Source organism: Agrobacterium pusense, assembly GCF_900102105.1.
In the GTDB taxonomy this organism is placed as follows: domain Bacteria; phylum Pseudomonadota; class Alphaproteobacteria; order Rhizobiales; family Rhizobiaceae; genus Agrobacterium; species Agrobacterium pusense.
In genome coordinates, this window is sequence record NZ_FNBB01000012.1 from 124321 (window position 1) to 149645 (window position 25325).

25 protein-coding genes are annotated in these 25325 nt (G+C 60.2%); 20 read left to right on the plus strand and 5 right to left on the minus strand.

Going from position 1 to position 25325, the window contains the following annotated elements; translation table 11 throughout:
- Positions 1-312 precede the first annotated feature (312 nt).
- The 7 genes from odc2 (at position 313) to BLU28_RS21955 (ending at position 7157) form a co-directional block, all read left to right on the plus strand.
- Positions 313-1446 (plus strand): ornithine/lysine decarboxylase, encoded by a 1134-nt coding sequence (gene odc2 / locus BLU28_RS21925; protein ID WP_004445074.1) that lies wholly within the window; start codon positions 313-315, stop codon positions 1444-1446.
- A 191-nt stretch (positions 1447-1637) separates the two neighbouring features.
- Positions 1638-2207 (plus strand): GNAT family N-acetyltransferase, encoded by a 570-nt coding sequence (locus BLU28_RS21930; protein ID WP_006700372.1) that lies wholly within the window; start codon positions 1638-1640, stop codon positions 2205-2207.
- A 202-nt stretch (positions 2208-2409) separates the two neighbouring features.
- On the plus strand, positions 2410-3651 hold the full coding sequence (locus tag BLU28_RS21935; protein ID WP_077986953.1) for an MFS transporter: 1242 nt from the start codon (positions 2410-2412) through the stop codon (positions 3649-3651).
- A gap of 94 nt (positions 3652-3745) precedes the next feature.
- Positions 3746-4147, plus strand: coding sequence for a MarR family winged helix-turn-helix transcriptional regulator (locus BLU28_RS21940; RefSeq protein WP_077986954.1), 402 nt, complete (start codon positions 3746-3748; stop codon positions 4145-4147).
- 87 nt (positions 4148-4234) lie between these two features.
- Positions 4235-5530, plus strand: a complete 1296-nt coding sequence (locus tag BLU28_RS21945; RefSeq protein ID WP_077986955.1) for an MFS transporter — start codon at positions 4235-4237, stop codon at positions 5528-5530.
- 276 nt (positions 5531-5806) lie between these two features.
- A complete protein-coding gene (locus BLU28_RS21950; RefSeq protein ID WP_077986956.1) occupies positions 5807-6505 on the plus strand; it encodes an OmpW/AlkL family protein in 699 nt (232 codons plus the stop codon).
- 208 nt (positions 6506-6713) lie between these two features.
- Positions 6714-7157 (plus strand): glyoxalase superfamily protein, encoded by a 444-nt coding sequence (locus BLU28_RS21955; protein WP_022562694.1) that lies wholly within the window; start codon positions 6714-6716, stop codon positions 7155-7157.
- A 70-nt stretch (positions 7158-7227) separates the two neighbouring features.
- Here the strand turns inward: BLU28_RS21955 and BLU28_RS21960 are convergent, their stop codons facing one another.
- From BLU28_RS21960 to ugpB, 4 genes are all read right to left on the minus strand, one after another.
- Positions 7228-8289, minus strand: a complete 1062-nt coding sequence (locus BLU28_RS21960; protein ID WP_022562693.1) for a sn-glycerol-3-phosphate import ATP-binding protein UgpC — start codon at positions 8287-8289, stop codon at positions 7228-7230.
- Entirely contained in the window at positions 8289-9137 is an 849-nt protein-coding gene (gene ugpE, locus BLU28_RS21965; RefSeq protein ID WP_022562692.1) for a sn-glycerol-3-phosphate ABC transporter permease UgpE, read from the minus strand. The genes BLU28_RS21960 and ugpE overlap by 1 nt, the downstream gene beginning before the upstream one ends.
- A 10-nt stretch (positions 9138-9147) precedes the next feature.
- Positions 9148-10029: a sn-glycerol-3-phosphate ABC transporter permease UgpA gene (gene ugpA / locus BLU28_RS21970; protein WP_004445049.1), complete on the minus strand. Its 882-nt coding sequence runs from the start codon at positions 10027-10029 to the stop codon at positions 9148-9150.
- A 69-nt stretch (positions 10030-10098) separates the two neighbouring features.
- On the minus strand, positions 10099-11409 hold the full coding sequence (ugpB, locus tag BLU28_RS21975) for a sn-glycerol-3-phosphate ABC transporter substrate-binding protein UgpB (protein ID WP_175477721.1): 1311 nt from the start codon (positions 11407-11409) through the stop codon (positions 10099-10101).
- A 364-nt stretch (positions 11410-11773) separates the two neighbouring features.
- On the opposite strand from ugpB, the gene BLU28_RS21980 reads away from it, so the two are divergent.
- The 3 genes from BLU28_RS21980 (at position 11774) to BLU28_RS21990 (ending at position 13654) form a co-directional block, all read left to right on the plus strand.
- Positions 11774-12853 carry a CobW family GTP-binding protein gene (locus BLU28_RS21980; RefSeq protein WP_173615116.1) on the plus strand — a complete coding sequence of 360 codons (1080 nt, stop codon included), beginning with the start codon at positions 11774-11776 and terminating at the stop codon, positions 12851-12853.
- Complete coding sequence (locus BLU28_RS21985; RefSeq protein WP_077986958.1) at positions 12850-13119, plus strand: hypothetical protein; 270 nt, start codon at positions 12850-12852, stop codon at positions 13117-13119. Before BLU28_RS21980 ends, BLU28_RS21985 begins: the two co-directional genes overlap by 4 nt.
- 97 nt (positions 13120-13216) lie before the next feature.
- Positions 13217-13654 (plus strand): YqaA family protein, encoded by a 438-nt coding sequence (locus BLU28_RS21990; protein WP_077986974.1) that lies wholly within the window; start codon positions 13217-13219, stop codon positions 13652-13654.
- 155 nt (positions 13655-13809) lie between these two features.
- On the opposite strand, the gene zigA is transcribed toward BLU28_RS21990, so the two are convergent.
- A complete protein-coding gene (gene zigA, locus BLU28_RS21995) occupies positions 13810-15015 on the minus strand; it encodes a zinc metallochaperone GTPase ZigA (RefSeq protein WP_077986959.1) in 1206 nt (401 codons plus the stop codon).
- 343 nt (positions 15016-15358) lie between these two features.
- Between zigA and aztA the strand changes: the two genes are divergently transcribed.
- The 10 genes from aztA (at position 15359) to BLU28_RS22045 (ending at position 25083) form a co-directional block, all read left to right on the plus strand.
- Positions 15359-16171: a zinc ABC transporter ATP-binding protein AztA gene (aztA, locus tag BLU28_RS22000; protein WP_077986960.1), complete on the plus strand. Its 813-nt coding sequence runs from the start codon at positions 15359-15361 to the stop codon at positions 16169-16171.
- Complete coding sequence (gene aztB / locus BLU28_RS22005; protein WP_077986961.1) at positions 16164-17030, plus strand: zinc ABC transporter permease AztB; 867 nt, start codon at positions 16164-16166, stop codon at positions 17028-17030. Before aztA ends, aztB begins: the two co-directional genes overlap by 8 nt.
- A gap of 27 nt (positions 17031-17057) precedes the next feature.
- A complete protein-coding gene (aztC, locus tag BLU28_RS22010) occupies positions 17058-18083 on the plus strand; it encodes a zinc ABC transporter substrate-binding protein AztC (protein WP_077986962.1) in 1026 nt (341 codons plus the stop codon).
- Between the two features lie 125 nt (positions 18084-18208).
- Positions 18209-18682: a ribonuclease H family protein gene (locus tag BLU28_RS22015; RefSeq protein ID WP_048902874.1), complete on the plus strand. Its 474-nt coding sequence runs from the start codon at positions 18209-18211 to the stop codon at positions 18680-18682.
- Positions 18683-18912: 230 nt separating this feature from the next.
- The gene (locus BLU28_RS22020; RefSeq protein WP_048902873.1) at positions 18913-19605 is read left to right on the plus strand and encodes a FadR/GntR family transcriptional regulator; all 693 of its coding nucleotides are present in this window, start codon (positions 18913-18915) and stop codon (positions 19603-19605) included.
- Positions 19602-20774 carry a PLP-dependent transferase gene (locus tag BLU28_RS22025; protein WP_022562682.1) on the plus strand — a complete coding sequence of 391 codons (1173 nt, stop codon included), beginning with the start codon at positions 19602-19604 and terminating at the stop codon, positions 20772-20774. The genes BLU28_RS22020 and BLU28_RS22025 overlap by 4 nt, the downstream gene beginning before the upstream one ends.
- Positions 20775-20812: 38 nt before the next feature.
- Positions 20813-22072, plus strand: a complete 1260-nt coding sequence (locus BLU28_RS22030) for an ABC transporter substrate-binding protein (RefSeq protein WP_077986963.1) — start codon at positions 20813-20815, stop codon at positions 22070-22072.
- Between the two features lie 151 nt (positions 22073-22223).
- Entirely contained in the window at positions 22224-23168 is a 945-nt protein-coding gene (locus BLU28_RS22035; protein ID WP_003525091.1) for a carbohydrate ABC transporter permease, read from the plus strand.
- A 3-nt stretch (positions 23169-23171) separates the two neighbouring features.
- Complete coding sequence (locus BLU28_RS22040) at positions 23172-24002, plus strand: carbohydrate ABC transporter permease (protein ID WP_022562680.1); 831 nt, start codon at positions 23172-23174, stop codon at positions 24000-24002.
- A gap of 4 nt (positions 24003-24006) precedes the next feature.
- Positions 24007-25083: an ABC transporter ATP-binding protein gene (locus tag BLU28_RS22045; protein ID WP_022562679.1), complete on the plus strand. Its 1077-nt coding sequence runs from the start codon at positions 24007-24009 to the stop codon at positions 25081-25083.
- The last annotated feature ends 242 nt before the right edge of the window (positions 25084-25325 follow it).

Here is a 25325-nt window from a genome sequence, read left to right on the forward strand (position 1 = left end):
CGCTATTCCGGCCAACCGGAAAATGCGAGGACATACGAAGCAACGACGGTGCGGGCCTTTCTGGTTCTCTGCCGGCTCTCCATCAGCCGGGGTACTAAAGAGGCACACCATCATTGCCTGAAGTGCGGTCGGGTCATTCCCTCCAATCCATGGCAGACAAAGCCGAATGATGCTCTGGCAGGGCGTCGTTCACATTCGCGCCTTGAGCGTATGTTATCGATTCTGCGCCTCCACCGGCTGATTCGAATGCATATCTCGAGCGTCCTTTGTCCTCCGGATTTTTCCAGAGCCGGTTTAACAGGGAATACATCGATGACGACTGCACGCATTCTCGACTTCATCAAGACCCGACGTCCCGAAGGCCCTTGCCTCGTGGTTGATCTCGACGTCGTGCGCGACAATTTCAACGCGTTCCGGCACTCCCTGCCGAACAGCGCGATTTATTATGCCGTGAAGGCAAACCCGGCTCCCGAAATCCTGAAGCTGCTTGCTTCGCTCGGCTCCAACTTCGATTGCGCCTCCGTGGCTGAAATCCAGATGGCGCTCGATGCGGGTGCGACTTCCGACCGTATCTCCTTCGGCAACACCATCAAGAAGGAACGCGATGTTGCGCGCGCCCATGCGCTCGGCATCGATCTCTTCGCCGTGGACAGCCATGAGGAAGTTGAGAAGGTTGCCCGTGCAGCTCCCGGCGCGCGCGTGTTCTGCCGCGTTCTGACGGATGGCGAAGGTGCGGAATGGCCGCTGTCGCGCAAGTTCGGCTGCGTACCGCAGATGGCTGTCGACGTTCTGGTTTACGCCCATCAGCTCGGTCTCGAGTCCTACGGCGTATCCTTCCATGTCGGTTCGCAGATGATGAACCTTGACGCGTGGGATGCGGCACTGGCCGATGCCAAGCGCGTTTTCGCTTCGCTTGCCAAACAGGGCATCCACCTGCAGATGGTCAATATGGGCGGCGGTTTCCCGACAAAGTACCTGCGCGACGTTCCGGCTGCCGAAGAATACGGCCAGGCCATCGACACGGCGCTGCGCAAGCACTTCGGTAACCAGATCCCGAAGACCATCATCGAACCGGGCCGCGGCATGGTCGGCAATGCCGGCGTCATCAAGGCGGAAGTCGTTCTCGTGTCGCGCAAGTCCGACAATGACAACCACCGCTGGGTGTTCCTCGACATCGGCAAGTTCGGCGGTCTCGCCGAGACGATGGATGAGGCGATCCGTTACCCGATCCGCACCGAGCGCGATCAGGACGAGATGGAGCCCTGCGTTCTGGCCGGCCCGACCTGCGACAGCGCCGACGTGCTGTATGAAAAGAACATGTATCCGCTGCCGGTCTCGCTGACCATCGGCGATGAAGTTCTGATCGAAGGCACGGGCGCTTACACGACCACCTATTCGGCGGTCGCGTTCAACGGTTTCGAGCCGCTGAAGGCCTACGTCATCTGATCCGAGCGCCGTCCGCTGAAAGGGCGGCGTCTCGACCAAGCTTCCGTTCCGGCCCTGCCGATTGTGCTGTTGCGCAAATCCCTGCTTGCTGCACCTCTTCCAGCCGAGGAAAGCGTGTCGGCGGGCCGGAACGGCTCCACCAATTTTCATCAAGGGCCGCGTGTGGGCGGTTGTGTGACGGGAGGCCAAGGATGGCCGCTCTTTTGAATTCGGTACGGGCATTTTTCACACCGCAGACATTTCATGTCGATCAGGAAAATCCGGGCGATGTCGTTGCCCGTGAAAACCTGCTGGACCGCGCCATGGGCGCCGGACGCCGCCGCAAGTCTTCCGAAAAGCTGCGCGCCGGCCGCGTTCCCGCCGAAGGCCTGGCGCTCGTCGCCCGCGATGAGGACGGCCATGTCATCGGCACGGTGCGCCTGTGGAACGTCGAAGCCGGTATCTCCCGCGAAGGCCGCGCCGTCGAAGCGCTGCTGCTCGGCCCGCTTGCCGTCGATGCCGCCCATGAGGGCAAGGGCATCGGCTCGGCGCTGATGCGCGCCGCCATTACCGAGGCCACCAGGCGGGGCCATGGCGCCATTCTTCTGGTTGGCGACGCGCCCTATTACGAGCGTTTCGGCTTTTTCGCCGACAAGGCCCAGCATCTCATCATGCCCGGCCCGTTCGAGCGTAGCCGTTTCCTGGCGCTGGAGCTGAAAGCTGGCTGGCTTGAAGGCGCTGCCGGCCTGCTGGTGGCAAGCGGCCGCAGGCTCTCTGCCTGACCCCGTCAACCGTTGATTTCGTGCTCCGGCCGGGTGGCCGGGGCCGATCCAGCGAAATTGTATTGCTGCAAAATATTCTTTCATGCGAGGCTGGGGAATCGGATGCGATACCGGTTCGGCGGCGATAGGTCGCAATAGGCTCTTTGGCTATTGTGACAGTTTATGTCTGCTCCGGCGTGATTTCAGCGGCAGGGGATCAGGCATGCAGGCAGCTCTACTCCGAACCAATCGTGATTACCGCCTGTTATTCTCCGCGAGCGCCGTATCCAATCTTGCCGATGGTATTTCGATGGTGGCGATACCATGGCTCTGCACGTTGCTGACCAGCGATCCGCTGCTGATATCCATGATCGCGGTGGCGCAACGTTTGCCATGGCTGCTTTTTGCGCTGCCGGTGGGGGTTTGGACCGATCGAAGCGACCGGCGTTTGCTGATGGTGCGGGCAGACATGGTACGGCTGGCGCTGATGATATGCGCAGTCGCCATGATCTCCGCCACTGCAAACCCGCCATTACCGATGCAATCGGGTTCGACGGCGATTTTTTCACTCGCGGTAATAGCGTTCCTGTTCGGCTGCGCCGAGGTCGTTCGGGACAATGCGGCGCAGACGATCCTGCCTTCGCTTGTCGCGCCGGGTGATCTTGAACGTGCCAATGGCCAGATGTGGAGCGCCGAACAGGTGACCGGCCAGTTCATCGGCCCGCCGCTGGCCGGCCTGTTGATCGCGGCGGGCATTGCCATTCCCTTCGGCCTTGATGCCGGCTTTTACGCGGTCTCGGCGGTGTTGATCTGGCTCATCGTGCTGCCGCCGCGCAAATCCTCCGGTCCGGCTTCATTCTGGCCGGCATTGCAGGAAGGCCTTGGCTGGATGTGGTGCAACCCCATGGTGCTACGGCTCGCTATCATGCTGGGCGCAATCAACGCCGTATTTGTCGGGGGAATGACAGTTCTCGTTCTCTATGCGCAGGAGGTGCTCAATCTCTCCTCGGCCGCCTATGGCGTGCTGTTGACCTGTGGCGCAGCTGGCGGCGTTCTTGGCGGGCTGGTCTCACCCTGGCTTGCCCGGCGGTTGGGGGCGAGGGCAAGCCTCTTTCTGGCGCTTTGCACATTTGCACTGTTCAATCTGGTGCTTGGCCTGTCGGCGTCCTTGCCGCTGGTGGCGGCCGGCCTGTTTTTCGAGGCCGCAGCCGGCATGTTGTGGAATGTGGTCACCGTCAGCTACAGGCAGAGGCTCATTCCAGATGAGCTTCTTGGACGCGTCAATTCCGTCTATCGGTTTTTCGGTTGGGGCGCGATGTCGTTCGGCGCCTTTGCCGCCGGGATAATGGTCAGTTTGGCCGAACCGGAGATCGGCCGCACCGCGGCGCTGCATATGCCTTATCTGGTTGGCGCCTCTGTCTGTGCGGTTCTTGCCGCCTATGGCTTCTTCCGACTGCGCTTCTGAACCCTGCCGCATGCCGATCTCCGGCCGTTTTGTCGCATCTTTGCGTTCCATGCCCCCTTGCGCCCGGGAATTTGCGGGTATATACCCGAGACAAATGCCAAACGATAGCTGCCACTGCATTCTGTTGCGCAAAGCATCCCGCAAGCTCTCGTCCTATTATGACGAGGCGCTGGCGCCGCTTGGTGTCAACATCGGTCAGTTCAGCCTGCTGCGGAACATCAACCGTGTTGCGCCGGTCTCGCTGACCGACCTGGCTGCAAGGGTGGAACTGGATCGCTCCACCGTCGGCCGTAATGCCAAGGTGCTGGCACGAATGGGTCTGGTCGCTATTGGCCACGGTGAGGATCAGCGGGAAGCGATGCTGACTGTAACGGAGGGAGGGCACGCGATCCTTAAGGCGGGCGCACCGCTCTGGGATGGGGTGCAGGATGAAATCGAGGCCCGGCTTGGGCCCGAGAAGACAGCACAATTGCAGGAACTGCTCGCAGCCCTGTAGTTTTTTGGGCATATGCGGTTATCTGCCCGCAATGTGGGTATATACCCGCAAAATATCGGCCGCGGCCGCCGGAAAGGGAATTCGAACATGCTCTCCACACGCCTCGCCAGCTGGATGGCCGGCAGAAATCTGCACTATGGCTGGCTCGTCGCCGCGACCACCTTTCTCACCATGCTGGCCACCGCAGGTGCGATGGGATCTGCGGGGGTGATGATCCAGCCGCTGCATCAGGAATTCGGTTGGGATATCGCCGATATTTCTTCGGCCATGGCCGTCAGGCTTGTGCTGTTCGGTCTGCTTGGGCCATTTGCCGCCGCTTTCATGAACCATTTCGGCATCCGGCAGGTGGTTTCCACCGCGCTTGCCCTGATCATGGGCGGCATTGTCGCCTCCTTCTTCATGACTGAGGTGTGGCAATTGCTGCTGCTCTGGGGCGTGGTGATCGGTGTCGGCACCGGCATGACTGCTCTGGTGCTGGGCGCCACCGTGGCGACACGCTGGTTTTCCAAGCGTCGGGGACTGGTGATCGGCCTGATGACGGCAAGCAACGCCACCGGCCAGCTGGTTTTCCTGCCGCTGCTGGCGGCGCTGACGGAAGCCTATGGCTGGCGAACCGCCTTGACCCTGTCCGTTGCGGTGATTGCCACCGCCATGGTCCTCGTTCTGCTTTTGATGCGTGACCACCCCGCCGATGTCGGTTTGCCGGCCTATGGCGAGACGGTGGTGACAAAGCCGGTCAAGCAGGACCACAATCTCCTCGCCACGCTGGCATCGCCGCTGGTGACGCTGAAAAGCGTCTCGGGCAACCCCGTCTTTTGGGTGCTGTTCGGCACGTTTTTCGTCTGCGGACTTTCGACCAACGGTCTCATCCAGACACACTGGATCTCGATCTGCGGCGATTTCGGCATGGCTGCGGTAACAGCGGCGGGAACGCTGGCGGTGATCGGCATTTTCGACTTCTTCGGCACGATCTTCGCCGGTTGGCTTTCCGACCGGTTCGACAATCGCTTCCTGTTGTTCTGGTTCTACGGTCTGCGCGGGCTATCCTTGCTTTACCTCTCATTCTCAGGCTTCAGCGTCGTGGAGCTTTCGGTCTTTGCCGTCTTCTACGGGCTGGACTGGGTAGCGACCGTGCCGCCGACGGTGAAGCTTGCCGCGGAAAACTTCGGCCGTGAAAAGGCCGGTCTTGTTTTCGGCTGGGTCTTTGCCGGCCATCAGCTGGGGGCAGCCACCGCCGCCTTTGGCGCCGGTTTTTTCAAGAGCGACTTCGATACCTATATGCCCGCGCTGCAGATTGCCGGTCTGATGTGCATGATTGCCGCCGTCTCGGTTCTGCTGCTGCGAAAGCCGGGCTCCGCGACCCTGACGCCGCAGCCGGCGTGATATGCATAGGGGGAGGCCTGCGCATGTGGCCTTCTCCGTATTCCGACTTCCGTGGGCGGGTCGCCGGGCGGCATTGTTGCGTAATTGTCACAATGCTTGCCGGTTCATCGCTTCCATACATGAAGGGCATCCCGGTTTGATCCATCTCAATCGCCTTCGTCACCCTTCGTCATAGTGGCTCCCAAGCGGTTGCGGCAGGCGAAGATTCGCAAGGCCCGCCGTCATCAGCCGGTTCCGGGGACTTGCCCGGCTGCGGTGCGCTATAGGAGAGATGGAATGACGAATAGAAACAGAAACAACGCCTTGCTTGCCAGTGTTGCGATTGGCGTTGCCGCCATGCTCGGTTCTGCCGATGCGATAGCCGCTGATATGACCCATGCGGCGCCGGCTCCGACTGCGGAGGAAGCGATTGCGGCGGCAAGCCCGTGGATGCTGCGCGTGCGCGGCCTCGGCGTCATCACCAACGACAGAGGGAGTGTCGACGGTGTGCCAGGGGCTGGCCTGTCCTATTCGGATACCGTAATCCCGGAACTCGATATCAGCTATTTCTTCACCGATAACTTTGCCGCCGAACTTATCCTCGGCACCACCTATGCCAAGATCAACGGCGAGGGCGTGCTGGCCGGCACGCCGGTCGGCAAGACCTGGCTGCTGCCGCCGACACTGACGCTGCAATATCACTTCACCGACTTCGGCGCTTTCAAGCCCTATATCGGCGCGGGCGTGAACTATTCGCTGTTCTACAACCAGACCGAAAAGCCCGGTTTCAGCAATCTCGATGTCAAGAACAAGCTGGGCGCCGCCGTGCAGGTCGGTTTCGACTATATGCTGGATGAGCATTGGGGGGTGAACTTCGACGTGAAGAAGATCTTCCTCAAGACCGACTGGACGGCGGAACTCGGCGGCACGCCGATCAGCGGCAAGGCCAAGCTGGATCCGTGGCTGATTGGCGCGGGTATCACCTATCGTTTCTGACAATAGATCGATGAAGCGCGGCCTTTGACGGGCGGCGCTTTCTGGGCTATAGGGACGGCCACGGGCAAGAGCCCCGGCCGTCCGCAGGCGCGTTTGCGCCCCTGGTGAAGCTCTTTTCTTGATAACGGTCATCCCATGTTTTGCATGTCGTCGATGGCAACGCGGACCCCCTTCGGAACATTCGGCATGCACATGTTGGAGAACCGTTATGAACGTGTCCAAACCGCTTCCCGCACTTGAGGGGCTGAAAGAACAGGCAAAGCGCCTGCGTGCCGCTCTTGAAGATGAGGGGCAGTCAATCACCCATTCAAGGGCGTTGGAACTCATCGCCGCGCAATATGGCTTCCGCGACTGGAATACGCTACATGCCGCCGCGGGAAATCGTCCCGCGTTCAATCCCTATATTCTGGGTTCGAGGGTGGAAGGTTTTTACCTCGGGCAGCCTTTCGTGGCCTCCGTTCTGGGCGTGCAGGCGCTCGGCGGCGATCCCGAACGTTACCGGCTGACCCTGCATCTCGATGATCCCGTGGATGTCGTAACCTTCGAAAGCTTCTCCGCTTTCCGCCAGCGCGTTCATTGCAACGTCGATACCTCCGGCCGCACCCTGGAGAAAACTTCCAATGGCCGGCCGCAGGTGGAACTCGTCTGGTAACGAACCGATAGAGGTTTCAGTGATGCGCGAGCACCCGCCAATGGCGGGTGCCCCGTTTCTGTTGCCAAGCTTAAATCCGCTTCCCCGCCGAATCGAACAGATGGAAATCCTTTGCCTGGGCGGCGATTTTCAGCGTTTCGCCGATGCGCAGTTGCGAGCGGCCGTGGACGCGGAAGACGATGGTGGTGCCGTCGGCGAAGGAGCCGTGCACGTAACTTTCCGCACCCACCAGTTCCACGGCGTCCACCTGCACGGTGCCGGTAAATGCAGCGTCGGTAGGGGCGTCACTGGCAAGGGTGATGTCTTCCGGGCGGATGCCGAGCGTGGCAGCACCCTGCGGCAGTGCGGTGCTTTCCATCACCGACCAACCGGAAGAGCCGTTGGCCGTCGCCGTCCCGTGGTTCAGCAGGTTCATCGAGGGCGAGCCGATGAAGGTGGCGACAAAGGTGGTGGCCGGTTTTTCGTAAAGCTCGATCGGCGTGCCCATCTGCTCGATCCGGCCGGCATTCAGCACCACCAGCCTGTCGGCGAGCGTCATGGCTTCCATCTGGTCGTGGGTCACGTAAACGCTTGTCGTGGCGAGAGAGCGCTGCAGGCGGCGGATTTCGACGCGCATCTGCACGCGCAGCTTGGCGTCGAGGTTGGAAAGCGGCTCGTCGAACAGGAATGCCGCGGGCTTGCGCACGATGGCGCGGCCCATGGCCACACGCTGGCGCTGGCCGCCGGAAAGCTGGCGCGGCTTGCGCTCCAGGAATTGTTCGATTTCGAGAGCCTTGGCCGCCTCCGTGATACGCCGCTCGATCTCCTCCTTCGGCGTGTTGCGGTTCTTCAGGCCATAGGCAAGGTTCTGGCGCACCGTCATATGCGGGTAGAGCGCGTAGTTCTGGAACACCATGGCAATGTCGCGGTCTGAGGGTTCCAGATCGTTGACGACGCGGTCGCCGATGACGATCTGGCCGCCGGAAATGCCTTCCAGACCGGCGATCATGCGCAGCAGGGTGGATTTTCCGCAGCCGGAGGGACCGACGAGCACGATCATTTCGCCATCGGCGATGTCCATCGATACGCCCTTGATGGCTTCGACATTGCCGCCATAAACCTTGCGGACGTCTTTCAGCGCAATTTTTGCCATTACTTCTCGGTCTCCACCAAACCTTTGACGAACCAGCGCTGCATCAGCACCACAACGATAACAGGGGGGATGATGGCGAGGATCGCCGTCACCATCACATAATTCCAGGGCGTCGAGGCATCGGTAAAATCCACCATGCGCTTGAGGCCGATGATGATCGTGTTCATCTTTGCGTCGTTGGTCACGAGCAGCGGCCAGAGATATTGCGTCCAGCCGTAGATGAAGAGGATCACGAAAAGTGCCGCGATATTGGTTTTGGACAGCGGCAGCAGGATATCGCGCATGAAACGGAACGGACCGGCATTGTCGATGCGCGCCGCTTCCACCATTTCACCGGGAATTGTCAGAAAGAATTGCCGGAAGAGAAAGGTCGCCGTGGCTGAAGCCATCAGCGGCAGGGTGAGCCCCGCATAGGTGTCGATCAGGCCCAGATCGACGATGACCTTGTAGGTGGGCAGAATGCGAACTTCCACCGGCAGCATGAGCGTGATGAATATCATCCAGAAAAAGCCCATGCGGAGGGGAAAGCGGAAGAAGACGATGGCGAAGGCGGACAGGAACGAGATGATGATCTTGCCGATGGCGATGGCCAGCGCCACGACGAAGCTGTTGAACAGCAGCCGTTCGAGGCTGACGCCGACGACCCTCTCCACGCCGCCAACCATGGCGTCGGTATAGTTTTCTCCGAGATGGCCGCCTGGCAGCAGCGACATGGGCGGCCGGATGATGTCGTTTGACGTCATCGAGGAAGCGATGAAGGTGTAGTAGATCGGAAAGGCCACGATGATGATGCCGAGCACCAGCATCAGATGGGCGATCACGCGTGCGATGGGGCGATTTTCAATCATCAGGACGTCCTCAGCCGTAATGCACGCGCTTCTCGACGAAGCGGAACTGGAAGGCGGTGAGCGCGATGACGATCACCATCAGGATCACGGATTGCGCGGCGGATGAGCCGAGATTGAGGTTCACGAAGCCATCATTATAGACCTTGTAAACCAGCGTTTCCGTCGCCTTTGCGGGGCCGCCGCCGGTCACCGCATGAATGATGCCGAAGGTGTCGAAGAAGGCGTAGACCGTGTTGACGACCAGAAGGAAGAAGGTGGTCGGCGCAAGCAGAGGGAAAACGATGGTCCAGAAGCGCCGCGAACCGCGCGCGCCATCAATGGAGGCGGCCTCCAGCAATGATTTAGGAATTGCCTGCAAGCCCGCGACAAAAAACAGGAAATTGTAGCTGATCTGTTTCCATGCAGCCGCTGCAACGACGAGCAGCATGGCCTGATTGCCGTTGAGCAGCGGGTCCCACATGATGCCGTTGCGACGCAGGATATAAGAGAAGGTTCCCATGGCCGGATTGAACATGAAGAGCCATAACATGCCGGCCACCGCCGGCGCGACGGCATAGGGCATGATCATCATGGTGCGGTAAAAGCCCTTGCCGCGCACCACCCTGTCTGCCGCCGTTGCCAGCAGCAGCGCCAGCCCCATGGAAACAAGCGCGGTGAGGATGCTGAAAACGACGGTGACCTGCAGCGAGTTGAGGTAGCTTTCATCAGAAAGTACCGCGGAAAAATTCGCCAGACCGACGAAATTGCTGTTCAGCCCGAAGGCATCCTCGCGCATGGTGGACTGATAGAGCGCCTGGCTGGCCGGCCAGAAGAAAAAGATCACCGTGAGGATGATCTGCGGGGCGACCAGCAGATAGGGCAGGATCTTGTTGGGGAATACGACGCTTTGCACGGCGATCTCCTGATGACATGGAAATGCCGCCCGCATCTGTCAGAGGATGCGGGCGGGGCAGGGGATCGTTTAATTGCCGGCGGCCTGTTTGATGGCCGCGTCGCCGCGCTGGACTATCTTGTCGAGTGCTGCCTTCGCATCCTGCTTGCCGGCCAGCATCGCCTCGAACTCCTCGTTCATGATGTCACGCACCTGCGGCAGGTTCACGAGACGCACACCCTTGGAGTTTTCTGTCGGCGGTTTGCCCATCATCTGCAGCAGCGGCGTTTCACGGCCGGGGTTCTTGTCGTAGAAGCCGGATTTCTTGGTTTCCTCATAGGCCGCGATCGTGACCGGCATATAGCCAGAGACCTGATGCAGGCGAGACTGGATCTTGGTCTGGGAGAGGAAGTGGAAGAACTCCGCTACGCCCTTATATTCGGCATCGCTCTTGCCACCGAAGACCCAGAGGCTGGCGCCGCCCGGGATGGTGTTCTGCGGGCCATGGCCCTCATAATAGGGAAGCTGGCCGATGCCGTAATTCATCCCGGTCTTGATGATATCTCCAAGGCCGCCGGAGGATTCGGTCAGAATACCGCATTCGCCGGACATGAAGAGTTGCTTGGCTTCCGAGGTGCGGCCGCCATAACGGAAGACACCGTCTTTCGCCAGATCGGCAATCGCCTGGAAATGCTCGACAAAGAGCGGCGCATTGACGGCGAGCTTCACATCGGTGCCGCCGAGACCGTTTTCATTGCTGCCATAGGAGACGTTGTTCCATGCGGCGAAGTTTTCGGTCTGGATCCAGGTCAGCCAAGTGGAGGTGAAACCACATTGCGCGGCACCGCTGGTCTTGATCTTTTTGGCGGCTTCGAAGACTTCAGGCCACGTCTTCGGCGGGTTGGCGGCATCGAGGCCGGCCTTCTGGAAGATATCCTTGTTGTAATAGAGGATCGGCGAGGACGAATTATAGGGGAAGGACAGCATGGTGCCGTCAGGCTTGGAATAATAGGCGACGATGCCTGCCAGATATTCATCCTTGTTGAAGGTGTAGCCGCCTTCCTTCAGCACGTCCGCTACGGGTTTGATGGCGCCCGCAGCACCCATCATGACACCGGAGCCGGCATCGAAGACCTGAATGATGGCAGGCGCCTGCTTGGCGCGGAAGGCGGCGATGCCGGCGTTCAGGGTTTCGGGATAGGTGCCCTTGAAGACGGGCATGACCTTGTAGTCTTTCTGGCTGTCGTTGAATTCCTTGGCAAGCGAATCCACGACTTCGTTGTTGGCGCCGGTCATGGCGTGCCACCACTGGATCTCCGTCACAGCATATGCATTCGATGTGACAAAAAACGAAAGCGCGGATGCCGCAGCAACGCGGTAGCTGAGTTTTTTCAAGGCGATTCCTCCCATTATGAAAACAGTAAAAGATACAGCCCCTTAATTGCCGCCTATCCTCCTCGATATGGCTGCGGGCGATCTTTTCTGTATTAGCATCGCCGATTAAAAGCGAACTCTAACGAAAATGCAATAGAACGTGGAACGATTAAAACGAAAGTGAAGGAAACGGATTTATTATTCCATTTCCTTCGTTCCGCGGTTTTTTCATGCGCTTGGTCACCGGCGCGTGTCTCCGCTGAATTCGCTCCTGTCGAAATCCAGTAGTTGTCATTGATATGTTATTACATTACCTATTATATTGCTGTGAATTTGTGCGGGCGAAGAGGTGGATGTGTTCGGATTGAAGCGGAAAAAGGCGGTTGGGCGCATGGACGATTCGGCTGGCCTGCCATCTTTGCGAACGGTGCCGGTTACCCTGCTTACCGGCTTTCTCGGTGCAGGCAAGACCACCTTGCTGAACGCGCTTCTGGCTGAGCCGGCCATGCGGGATGCGGCCGTGATCGTCAACGAATTCGGCTCGGTACCCATCGATCACGGCCTGGTGCGGACGGGTTCCGAACGATATTTCAGAACGACGACGGGTTGCATCTGCTGCACCGCCACGAGCGATATCCGCACCTCGCTTTACGAACTGCATCAGGCCATTCTGGAAGGGGTAATGCCTGATGTATCGCGGGTTGTCATCGAAACCACCGGTCTTGCCGATCCTGCGCCGATCATCAACAGCCTGATCGCCGGCGGCACACCGGCGCTGGGCCTGCGGGATCACGTCGTTGCCCGGCATTTCCATCTTTCGGGCGTGGTGACGGCTTTCGACGTTGTCTCGGGCCCGCCGATGCTCAACAGCTTCATTGAGGGCTGGAAACAGCTTGCCTTTGCCGACCACATCGTTTTGACGAAGACCGATCTGGCCGATGACGCGGCGCTGGACCGCGAAAGCCTTGCCGATCTCAATCCCGCAGCCTCGTTTCATGATCGCAACGCAGCCGATTTCGATCTGATGTCGTTGTTCAACGCATCGGATTATTCGCTGTGCGGCAAGGCGGAGGATGCGCCTGCATGGCTCGCGGCCGACAGGCTTAGCCTTCATGCGGCCCATCAGCACGATATCAACCGCCACGGCGTCGGGGTCGAGGCCTTCAATCTCACCTTTGACGGGGTTTTTGACCCCCAGGCGATGGTGACTTTTCTCGAGCTCGTCACCAGCAATGTGCATTCCGGTCTTCTGCGGCTCAAGGGAATTTTCGGGGCGACGGATGATCCGGAGCGACCGGTTGTCGCCCACGCGGTGCAGCATCGGCTTTATCCGCTTACCCGCCTGGAGCGCTGGCCGGATCAAGATCGTTCGACACGTATCGTGCTGATCGGCATGGACATGCCGCAAAAGCCCATTCGCGAGCTTTTCGACACATTGGCCGCGCAGGCAAGGCGGAAGGGCAGGGCATGAACAATCCGCTTGCACGCAGTGGGTCCGCGATCATCTCGCACGCCCGTCTTCTGAAGCAATGGTCACGCGATTTGCTGCAACTCAAGCCGGAAGACAGTATTACCGTCAGCGAGCTTTCCTGCGCGCTGCCGGATTGCCCGCCACGGGAAACGGTGATCGTCATCCTTGCCGTTTCCGGTACGACCCGGCAATTCTCCATCCACAAGGCGCTTCTCGCGGTGGATCATGACGATATTGTGCGCGCCATTGCCGCGAATTCAGCTTGAGAACCCGCCTCCACGCGGCAGAGCCGCTTGACGGCCGCGGCCCTTATCCGCCACTTCAGCGACAGCGATGGGATTCGCGGATGATGAAGGACAGGCGATGGCCGATCTGGCTGTATATGCGGGTTTGTTTCTGACGGCGTTCATTGCGGCGACCATCCTGCCCATGCAGTCGGAGGCGGCGCTTGCGGGTCTCATCCTTCTAAAATCCCACCCCATTTGGCTGCTGGTTGTCGTGGCGAGCGTCGGCAATGTCGCCGGCTCCTTTGCCAACTGGCTGCTTGGCCGTGGCATCGAACGTTTTCGACACGAACGTTGGTTCCCGGTCGGGGAGGCTGCGCTGCAACGGGCGCAGAACTGGTACCGGCGTTACGGCAAATGGTCCCTGCTGCTCAGCTGGGCGCCGATCATCGGGGACCCTCTAACGGTTGCGGCCGGCATCATGAAAGAGCCGCTGCCGGTGTTTCTGCTGCTGGTCACCATAGCCAAGGTGGGGCGATACGTGGTGCTCGCGCTGGTGACGTTGAATTTTTCATGAAGCCGCTCCCCCGTCATGCCGGACTGGATCCGGCATCCAGCCACGGCGCGTCTGCGCCGTGAAAAGAGTCTCTCGCGATAAGGGACTTGACCGCGCTGGACACGGACCTGATCCGGAGTGACGGTTTGCGGCTGCCCCGCATCGGTAGCTACCGCTCAAGCCGCCTGCCGGTCCCAGCTGGCGAAAGGATCGGGCAGGTGCCGCCAGGCATCGGGCGTGAAGGCATCCGTGTCGATCAGGCAGGCATCGAGCTGGGCGCGGATGCGGGCTTCATTCATTGGATCGGAACCTATGAAGACGATTTCCTGGCGGCGGTCGCCGAAGACCGGGTCGAGATAGGGCTTCATCATATCAAGGAACTGCTTTTCGCGCGGCCATTGCTCTTTCGGCACGGCGGACCACCAGAGACCCATCTTGCCGGTGCGAACCAGGGCGCCGGCCTGGCTGATCTCTCCAACATAGCGAGGCCGCGTCGCCAGCCAGAAGAAACCCTTGGCGCGCACGACCCCCGGCCAGGCGCGATCGATGAAACGCTGAAACAGCACGGGGTCGAAAGGCTTTTTGGCACGATAGACGAAAGAGCGAATGCCATATTCCTCGGTTTCGGGAATGTGGTCCTTGAAACCATGCAATTCCTTGAACCAGAGGGGGTGTTCTTCGGCCCTGGCGAAATCGAAGCGTCCAGTGCCCAGAACCTCCTTCAGCGCCACCTTGCCGAAATCGGCCTCGATGAGTTTTGCATCGGGGTTCAGCCCGACGATGATCTTGCGGGCGGCATCCCGCTCCTCTGGCGTTGCAGTGCCGATCTTGTTGAGCACGACGACATCGGCAAATTCGATCTGCTCCACCAGAAGATCGACGATGGTGCGGTTGTCGCCATCGCCCGCCGTTTCGCCCCGGTCGGCCAGAAAATCGGACGAACCGTAATCGTTGAGAAGATTGGCGGCGTCCACCACCGTCACCATCGTGTCGAGCCGGGCAACATCGGAAAGGCTGCGACCATTCTCGTCGCGGAAATCGAACGTCGCGGCGACGGGAAGCGGCTCGGCGATGCCGGTCGATTCGATCAGCAGATAGTCGAAACGGTCCTGCTCCGCCAGCGCCCACACTTCCTTGAGAAGATCGTCACGCAGGGTGCAACAGATGCAGCCATTGGTCATTTCCACCAATTGCTCTTCGGTTCGGGAGAGATTGGCCCCGCCGTCACGAACCAGCGCCGCATCGATATTGATCTCGCTCATGTCGTTGACGATCAAGGCCACGCGCAAACCATCGCGATTGGCGAGAATGTGGTTCAGAAGCGTCGTCTTGCCTGCGCCTAAAAAGCCGGAAAGCACGGTGACGGGTAGTTTTTTCGACATTTGGACCTCGTTCTGTAAACGTGTTTCGAGTGGACCTCGGCGGGCACGTCGGGGCATCGGGAAACGATCCGGCGCGCAGCCCGTCGGCGCCATATGTAACGTAATAACATTACATATGTGGAACGTGTCAACAGGTGAGGGAGAAATTGCTTTCGGCATGAGCGTGGTGGTTACGTGTCTGGATGAATAATTCGCCGTTCGCCAGCAACGGCCTACCCCCGGAGGGGACAGCGTGCCAGTCCGCTTCCATCAGTAAATGTTATTTCATTACATATTCGTTTGACGAATGTAATAACATTACATATCAAGGGTCATCGAATGACATCCTGCTCCGGAGGGATCGATGAACGATCCGTGCCTTATCTTCTCAAATCTGACCCTTGGATATGCCGGCCGGGCGGCGGTGCACCATCTCAATGGTAGTATTGCCCGCGGCTCGCTTACCGCCGTTATCGGCGCCAACGGCTCGGGAAAATCCACGCTGATGAAAGGCATTGCCGGCATTTTGAAGCCGCTTGGCGGCGAATGTCGGGTCAGTCCGGCGATCTCCGTCGCCTATCTGCCGCAACAGTCGGAGCTGGACCGGTCTTTTCCAGCCCAAGTACGAGACCTTGTGGCCCTCGGTCTCTGGCCGAGACGCGGCCTGCTCGGACGACACCGTTCCGAAGATCGGACGGCGATCGACCACGCGCTGAAAGCGGTCGGACTGTCCGGTTTTGAAAGGCGAAATATCGACTCCCTCTCGGGTGGCCAGATGCAGCGTGCCCTTTTTGCCCGGGCCATGCTGCAGGATGCGCAGCTCATTCTGCTCGATGAGCCCTTCAATGCCGTCGACGAGCGGACGGTGACCGACCTGCTGGTGCTGATCAAGGCATGGGTTGCGCAAGGGCGCACCGTTCTGGCCGTACTTCACGATCACCAGCTCGTGCAGCAGCATTTTCCCCAGACGCTTTTCCTGGCGCGAAGGCTGGTCGGGCTTGGTCCAACGGCTGAAGTCCTGCAGGCGGAGAATCTTCGCCAGGCCCGACGTTTCCATGAGGCGTGGGAGGCTAACGCGCCTTGGTGCGCGCCGGCTTCCCCTCCGCTCCCTCCGGACCCGGCGGCGCCGCCGCAAGCCCACGCCCACTTCCACGCGAATTCGAATAGCCATGGCTGATATCTTCATCGATCCTTTCATCCAGTATGTCTTCATGCAGCGCGCGCTTGCCGGTGCGCTGATCCTCGCGGTCAGCTGCGGTCCCGTCGGGGTTTTTCTGATGCTGCGCCGCATGAGCCTGACCGGCGATGCCATGTCGCACGCCATCCTGCCGGGCGCTGCTGTCGGCTTTCTGTTTTATGGGCTGGACATTCTGCCGATGACGATTGGCGGGCTCGTGGTTGGCCTCGTGGTCGCGCTGGGGGCCGGCGCGGTGTCGCGTTTCACCGTTCAGAAGGAGGACGCCTCTCTCGCCGCGCTTTATCTGATTTCGCTGGCGCTCGGCGTGCTGCTCGTCTCATGGCGTGGCTCCAGCGTCGACCTGATGCACGTTCTGTTCGGCACGGTGCTGGCGCTGAACAATGAGGCGCTCGGACTGATCGGCGGCATCTGTGTCATTACGCTGTCGGTGATGATCACCTTCTGGAGGGCGCTCGTGGCGGAATGCCTCGATCCGCTCTTCCTGCGCTCGGTCAGCAGATGGGGCAGCCCGGTGCATTTCCTCTTCCTCGGCATCGTCGTGCTCAATCTCGTGGGTGGCTTTCAGGCGCTGGGGACGCTGCTTTCAGTCGGGCTGATGATGCTGCCGGCTGCCGCCAGCCGCTTCTGGTCAAACCGCGTCGCGCCCATGTGCTTCATTTCCATCGGCATCGGCATGGTGTCCTGCTTTGCGGGTCTTGTCTTGTCCTATCACGCGTCGCTGCCATCGGGCCCGGCGATCATCCTTTCGGCGGGTGGCGTCTATGCGCTCTCCATCCTCTTCGGCACGCGCGGCGTGCTCATCGATCTTCTCGGTTCCGGCCGCCACCGCGCGGCCTGAAAACAGCCTTTGAAACAGGAGAATCCAATGTTCAAAACCTTCCGCTTAGCCACGTGCGCCAGTCTTCTTTCCCTCTCACCGGTTCTGACGGCGCAGGCTTCCGCCGCCGAACTGAAGGTCGTCGCCAGCTTCTCGATCATCGCCGACTTCGCGAAAAATGTCGGTGGGGATCGTGTGGAGATCACCACGCTCGTCGGGCCGGATGGCGATGCCCATGTCTACGAACCGCGCCCTGCCGATGCTGTCGCCGTCAGCAAGGCGGATGTGGTGCTGGTCAACGGCCTGGAATTCGAAGGCTTTCTGAAGCGGCTGATCGACACCAGCGGCACCAAGGCGCCGGTGGTGGAATTGACCAAGAGTGTGGAGCCGCTCAAGCTTTCCGAAGAGCCGGCCGGTCACGCCCATCCGGAAGCCGAGGAAGAGGAGGCTCACGACCACAAGGCGGAGGAAGCCGGCCACAAGCACGAAATGGCTGACGCCCACGATCACGACCACGGCCATGAAGGACATCACCATCACGGCGAGTTCGACCCGCATGCCTGGCAGTCGATCAGGAACGCCGAAATCTACGTGAAGAACATTGCCGGCGCCTTTTGCGAGGTCGACAAGGCCGGTTGCGCCACTTACACCGCCAATTCGGACGCCTATATCGCCAAGCTTGCCGCTCTGAACGAGAAGGTGAAGACCGAGATCGCCGCCATCCCGCCGGAAAGGCGCGTCATCATCACCTCCCATGACGCCTTCGGTTATTTCGAGCATGCCTATGGCCTGAATTTCCTCGCACCGGAAGGCGTATCGACGGAATCCGAAGCCTCGGCCGCCGATGTCGCCAAGCTGGTGGATCAGGTGAAGCACGACAAAGCCTCGGCGATCTTCGTCGAAAACATCACCGACAAGCGGCTGATCGACCAGATCGCCAGCGAAACCGGCCTGACGGTTGGCGGCACGCTCTATTCCGACGCGCTTTCGACCGCTGACGGCCCGGCTGCGACCTATATCGACATGATCAACCACAATATCGAGACGATCACGGCGGCTGTGCTCGGCCAGTAAGTTCGACCATATCGCTGTGAGTTCGGGGAGGGTGGCCTGTGCCGCCCTCTCTGCATTTGTGTTTATGCAATGGCCCTGGAACTCTTCCTTTAGCGATTTCCATATTGGTGCTAAAAAGCTTCCTCATGTCCGATGCGCTTCACATCTTCACCGACGGCTCCTTCGACGATGCCTCCAGCTCCGGAGGATGGGCGTTCGTGGTTCATGAAGCGGGCGACCAAGTCCATTCCGCTTCAGGCAGGACTGTCGGCACATCCAACAATACGTTCGAAGTCCTCGCCGTCCTCAACGCAATGTCGTGGGTCGCCGCCGAAGCGCCAACGCGATCAGTCACGCTCTGGACGGATGCCGTTCATGTCATCGAAGGCTGCCGCCGATACAGGGCGATCTGGCGCAACAACGGCTGGAAGCGGATCACGCCCAACCAGCGCACCCGCCGAAGACCGATCCCCGACAGAGACATCTGGCAGAAGCTCGACAGCCTGCTGAAGCGGCATCGCCATGTGGCTGTAGAATGGTGCAAAGGGCATTCCGGCACTGTCGGCAACGAGCATGCCGATGCATTGGCGCGTGGAGTGGCCCGCGCGACGGTACTTTAGCCGGCGGCCGTCGGTCGCCGTGACTCGGCGCGTCAATCTCTTCACTTCAACCATCCCCCGTCTCTACCTTTTTTCATATCGAGCGGTTGCGCCGGTACTCTTTCGCGGCTCCAGCCGAATGGTGTGCAGGCACGGCCGCCTTGCCGGTTGACAATCGACATCCCGTTTGAAATGGTAAGATGTCAGACCAATTTAGAGGGTGCATCTTGGACAGGTCCAGCCGGGAACTCATGCAGCCGATTCCACCGAGCGACCGCGTGCGCCAGGTGGAGGCCGCGCTTTCCGACTATGTGGAGCGGGCAGGGCTGAAGGCTGGAGACCGGCTGCCGGCGGAGCGGGAACTGATGGCGGCGCTGGGCGTCGGCCGCTCCACCATTCGCGAAGTCATCCGCAAGTTCCAGGCGCTCGGCGTCATCGACAGCCGCAAGGGCAGCGGCAATTATCTGCTGAAGCCGATTTCCGCCGCCACCGTGCATATGCCGATTTCCATCGATGCCGAAAGCCTGCGCGATGCGCTGCTGATGACGCTGGAGGTTCGGCGCGGCATCGAGGTGGAAGCCTCCATGGCGGCTGCGCGCCGCCGCACGGCAGACGATATCGCCACGATGGAAGCGCGGCTTGACGAGATGGAGCGGGTGCATCTGGCCGAGGGAACCTCCGGCAAGGCCGACCTTGCCTTCCATCTGTCGATCTACGACGCGACCCATAATACGCTGTTCAAGCAGCTTCTGGAGCAGATGCGCGAAGGTTTCGAACGCTTCTGGTCGAAGCCGTTCGACCGCCCGGATTTCGCCGGTCGCTCCTTTCCCTTTCACCGCACGCTGTTCAATGCCATCGCCGCCGGTGATGCCGAGACCGCCCGTGAAGAAACACTGAAAATCCTCGCCGTCGTCGAGGAGGATATCAAGGACATGTCGAAATGAACCATGGCAACGATCTCTTCGATCCCGCCTCATTTATCGTTGCGCATGACGAGGCCCACGCCTTCGAAGCCGTGGTGCCGCCCATCGTACAGACCTCGCTTTTCACCTTTTCCAGCTATGACGAGATGGTCTCCACCTATCGCGGCGAAAAGGTGCGGCCGGTCTATACGCGCGGGCTGAACCCCACCGTGCGGCTGTTTGAGGAGATGCTGGCGAAGCTGGAAGGTGCCGAAGATGCGCTCGGTTTTGCAAGCGGCATGTCGGCCATTTCCTCCACCGTGCTGTCCTTCGTTTCGCCGGGCGACCGGATCGTCGCCGTGCGCCATGTCTATCCCGATGCATTCCGCCTGTTCGGCACCTTCATGCAGCGCATGAATATTGAAGTGACCTATGTCGACGGCCGCGATGAGGCGGCGGTTGAAAAGGCGATGCCGGGCGCAAAGCTGTTTTACATGGAAAGCCCGACGAGCTGGGTGATGGAAGCCCATGATGTCGGTGCGCTGGCCGCCATCGGCAAGCGGCATGGCGCCGTCACCGTCATCGACAATTCCTGGGCAAGCCCGGTCTTCCAGCAGCCGATCTCGCTCGGCGTCGATCTCGTCGTGCATTCGGCCTCGAAATATCTCGGCGGTCACAGCGATGTGGTCTCCGGCGTGGTGGCCGGTTCGAAGGCGATGATCGACCGCATCCGGGCGGAAACCTATCCCTATCTCGGCGGCAAGATGTCGCCCTTCGATGCCTGGCTGCTCATTCGCGGGCTTCGCACCCTGCCGTTGCGCATGAAGGCGCATCAGGCCTCGGCGCTTGAGATCGCAACCCGCCTGCAGGCGCTGGATGTGGTGGAGAAGGTCTGCCATCCGGGGCTGGCGAACCGTCTGCCGCCCGGCCTTCACGGCACCTCGGGCCTGTTTTCCTTCATCTTCAAGGACGGGGTGGATGTGCGCGCTTTTGCCGACCGCCTCAAGCTTTTCAAACTGGGTGTTTCCTGGGGCGGGCATGAAAGCCTGATCGTCCCCGGCGAAGTGGTGCTCGAACAGAAGGCGCAGCCAAACTCCGCCCACACCTTCGGCATCAGCGCGCGTTCGGTGCGCCTGCATGTCGGGCTGGAGGGCACGGAAGCTCTCTGGAACGATCTCGAACCCGCGATCAAGGCGGCCTCCGCCGCCTGACGTGTTTTTAAACTGACGACAAAAAAGGGGAGAACGACATGAAAAAACTGGTAACAGCAGCAATCTTCACCGCCCTGATGACCGGAACGGCGCTGGCGGACACGACCTTGAAACTGGTCGAGGTCATCACAAGTCCCGAGCGGACGGAAACGCTGAAAGGCATCGTCTCGAAATTCGAGGCTGCCAATCCCGGCACCAAGGTGGAAATCATCTCCCTGCCGTGGAGCGAAGCCTTCCAGAAATTCGCCACCATGGTCTCGGCCGGCGATGTGCCTGACGTGATGGAAATGCCCGACACATGGCTGTCGCTTTATGCCAATAACGGCATGCTGGAGAGCCTTGAGCCCTATCTTGCCAAATGGGAGTACACCGCGGGCCTGAGCGAGCGCACGCTGGAACTCGGCCGCGATGTCAAGGACACGGCCTATATGCTGCCCTATGGTTTCTACCTGCGCGCCATGTTCTACAACAAGAAACTGCTGGCCGAAGCCGGCGTGAAGGAGCCGCCGAAGACCCTTGAGGAATTTGCCGATGCGTCCAAGAAGGTCGCAGCCCTTCCCGGTAAATCCGGCTACTGCCTGCGCGGCGGCCCGGGCGGCCTCAACGGCTGGGTCATGTTCGGCGCATCCATGGCCGGTTCGAACGAGTTCTTCACCAAGGACGGCACCTCCACCTTCGACAGCCCCGGCTGGGTGAAGGGCCTGACCTATGTGATCGATCTCTACAAGAACGGTTATGCGCCGAAGGACAGCGTCAACTGGGGCTTCAACGAGATCGTCGCCGGCTTTTATTCCGGCACCTGCGCCTTCCTCGATCAGGACCCGGATGCGCTGATTGCCATTGCCCAGCGCATGAAGCCGGAAGATTTCGGCGTCATGACCATGCCCAAGGGCCCCGACGGCAAGACCTTCCCGACGATCGGTTTCGCCGGCTGGTCGATGATGTCGAAATCCGAAAACAAGGACCTTTCCTGGAAGCTGATCGAGACACTTGAAGGGCCGGAAGGCAATATCGAGTGGAACAAGAAGACCGGTGCGCTGCCGGTGCACAAGTCGGCGGAGAAGGACCCCTTCTATGCCAGCGAGCAGTTCAAGGGCTGGTTCGACGAACTGGCCGACAAGAACGCCGTGCCGACGACGATGCCGACCTATCTTGAGGAATTCGCCTTCTTCAAGGATTCGCTTGTGATTAAGACATCGCAGGAAGCGCTGCTCGGCGATATCACGCCGGAAGACCTTGCCAAGCAATGGGCTGATTACATGACCAAGGCGCAGCAGAAGTTCCTGGCCTCGAAGTAACGACATTGACCGGCCGTGCGGGCGCACATGCCCGTGCGGCGAGTCTTGCCGGCCTTCGCTACGACAGGCCTTTTCATAGAAATTTTTCGGATCGGTAAGCCGTGAGGCTGGAAAACCCGTCCGTTCCGTCGTCCGATCAGGGAGCGATACAATGTCCTATGCCCATGGCGCCGGGCCGGTGGCTGCGCGCAAACCGGCCGGCAAGCCTGCGATGCGGCGGTTTGCCGATTGGGCCGAACCGTGGCTTTACAGCGCGCCGGTGCTGGTGCTCATCGTCGCCGTCATGCTGGTGCCGCTGGTACTCGGCCTCTCCTATGCCTTTCGCGATGTTCAGCTGCTCAATCCGTTCTCCGGCGGTTTTGTTGGTCTCAAACATCTGGAGGCGCTGTCGCAGGATGCGGCCTTTTACCGGGCGCTGAAAAATACACTGTGGTGGACGGGTGCTTCGGTCTTCCTGCAATTCTTCTTCGGCCTCATTCTGGCGCTGCTGCTCGATAAACCCTTTGCGGGCAGGGGGTTGGCGCAGGCGCTGGTGTTTCTGCCATGGGCCGTGCCGACCTTCCTTGCCGGTCTCAACTGGGCATGGCTGTTCAACCCGGTCATCGGGCCGCTGCCGCACTGGATGGTCTCGCTCGGGCTGTTATCCGCGCCCAACAATATCCTCGCCGATCCGCAGCTTGCCATGTGGGGGCCAATCATCGCCAATGTCTGGTGGGGCATTCCCTTCTTCGCCATCACTTTGCTTGCTGCACTTCAGGCCATCCCGCGCGATCTTTACGAGGCGGCGGAAATTGACGGGGCGAACCCGTTGCAGCGCTTCACCTCCATCACCCTGCCGTTTCTGGCGCCCACCATCGCCATCACCATCCTGCTGCGCACCGTCTGGATCGCCAATTTCGCCGATCTCATCATCGTCATGACCAATGGCGGGCCGGCCGACCGCACGCAGATCGTCGCCAGCTACATCTTCACGCAGGCCTTCCGGCGGCTGGATTTCGGTTATGCCTCGGCCATCGCGCTGGTGCTGCTGGTGCTGCTGCTTGCCTATTCCATGCTGATCGTGCTGCTGCGCCAGCGCCTGATCGAGAAGGACTGACCGATGACATCAAGGATATTTCTCACCCTTGCCCATCGTCTGGCGATTCTTGCCTATATCGCCTTTGCACTGTTCCCACTGTTCTGGTTGCTCAAGGTTTCCGTGACGCCGAATGATCTGCTCTATAGCGAGGGTGTGAGGATGTGGCCATCGCGGGCGACCTGGGATCATTATCGTTTCGTCATAGAAAACAGTGCTTTCCCGACGTTTTTTAAGAACAGCGTCATCGTCGCGGGCTCCACGGCAATTGCCGTAACGATACTTTCTTCGCTCTCGGGTTACGCGCTGTCACGCTTCCGTTTCAAGGGCAAATACTGGATTGTCGCGCTAATGCTGATCACCCAGATGTTTCCGCTGGTCATGCTGGTCGCACCGATCTTCAAGATGCTCTCGCTCCTCGGCCTCACCAACAGCCTGACGGGCCTCGTCATCGTCTACACCGCCTTCAACGTGCCTTTCGCCACCTTCCTGATGCAGTCGTTCTTCGATGGCATTCCGAAGGATCTGGAAGAGGCGGCGATGATCGACGGGGCGAGCCGGTTTACGGCCTTCCGCCAGATCATCCTGCCACTGACGCTGCCGGGCATCGCCGCGACGCTCGGTTTCGTCTTCACCGCCGCGTGGAGCGAGCTTCTGTTTGCGCTGATGCTGATTTCCGGCAACCAGAGCGCCACTTTCCCGCTTGGCCTTCTGACCTTTGTTTCGAAATTCTCCGTCGATTTCGGGCAGATGATGGCGGCGGGCGTTCTGGCGCTCATTCCGGCATGCCTCTTCTTCCTGCTCATTCAACGTTATCTCGTGCAGGGCCTGACGGCCGGCGCGGTGAAAGGATAATCCCATGGCTTCCATCGAGCTGAAGAATGTCGGCAAGACCTATGGCGACCTCGCCGTGCTGCATGGCGTCGATCTTGATATCAGGGATGGCGAGTTCATCGTCCTCGTCGGTCCCTCCGGCTGCGGAAAATCGACGCTGCTGCGCATGATCGCCGGCCTTGAAGAGATAACATCCGGCGACCTGTCCATCGATGGCGAACGCGTCAATGATCGCCGGCCGAAGGATCGCGATATCGCCATGGTGTTCCAGTCCTATGCGCTCTATCCGCATATGAGCGTCGCCGACAATATGAGCTATAGCCTGCGCCTGCGCCGCAGCCCGAAAGAAACCATCGCGGCGGCGGTGGCCGGTGCTTCCGCCAAGCTCGGCCTCGATCCCTATCTCGCCCGCCGTCCGAAGGCGCTCTCCGGCGGCCAGCGTCAGCGCGTCGCCATGGGCCGCGCCATCATGCGCCAGCCAAAGGCCTTCCTGTTTGACGAGCCGCTGTCCAACCTCGATGCCCGGCTGCGCGAGCAGATGCGCGCCGAGATCAAACGCATGCATGCCGATCTTGGCGCAACCTCGGTTTACGTCACCCATGACCAGATCGAGGCGATGACGCTTGCCTCACGGATCGTCGCCATGAATGCCGGCCATGTGCAGCAGATCGGCGCACCGCTCGATCTTTACGATCGTCCCGCCAATCTCTTCGTCGCCGGTTTCATCGGTTCGCCCGGCATGAATTTCCTCGAAGGACGGCTCGGACAGGAGAATGGCGGCAGTTTCGTCGTGCTGGATGACGGCACGCGCCTTGCGCTTGGCCGGGAAGTGGACCTCGCTGATGGCGAGCCGGTCACGCTCGGCATCCGCCCGGAACATGTCACCGTAGCACCGGCTGAAGGCGGTGTGGAAGCAACCGTCGATCTGGTCGAGCCGACCGGCCTCGGCGTCATCCTGCACCTCACCGTGCATGGATTGCCCTTCAAGCTGTTTTCATCAGACCGGGCATTGTTGCAGCCGGGTAGATCCCTGCAGGTCGGTTTCCCGCAGGAAAGGCTGCATGTCTTTGATCGGAATGGCGTGAGGATCGGGGAGGCGTGAGGCTTACCCCCCCTCTGCCCTGCCGGGCATCTCCCCCTCAAGGGGGGAGATCGATCTGCGGCAAAGTCTCGCACATCTCTAAGCTTGCGAGTGAAGCGATGAAAGAGCCTCTTGCCGATCTCCCCCCTTGAGGGGGAGATGCCCGGCAGGGCAGAGGGGGTAAGCCCCACGCGCCTGCGGGTCCGCTGTGAATGAAAAACCTTGTGAAAGCCAGCACCTAGATCGCCACACCCTTCTCATCA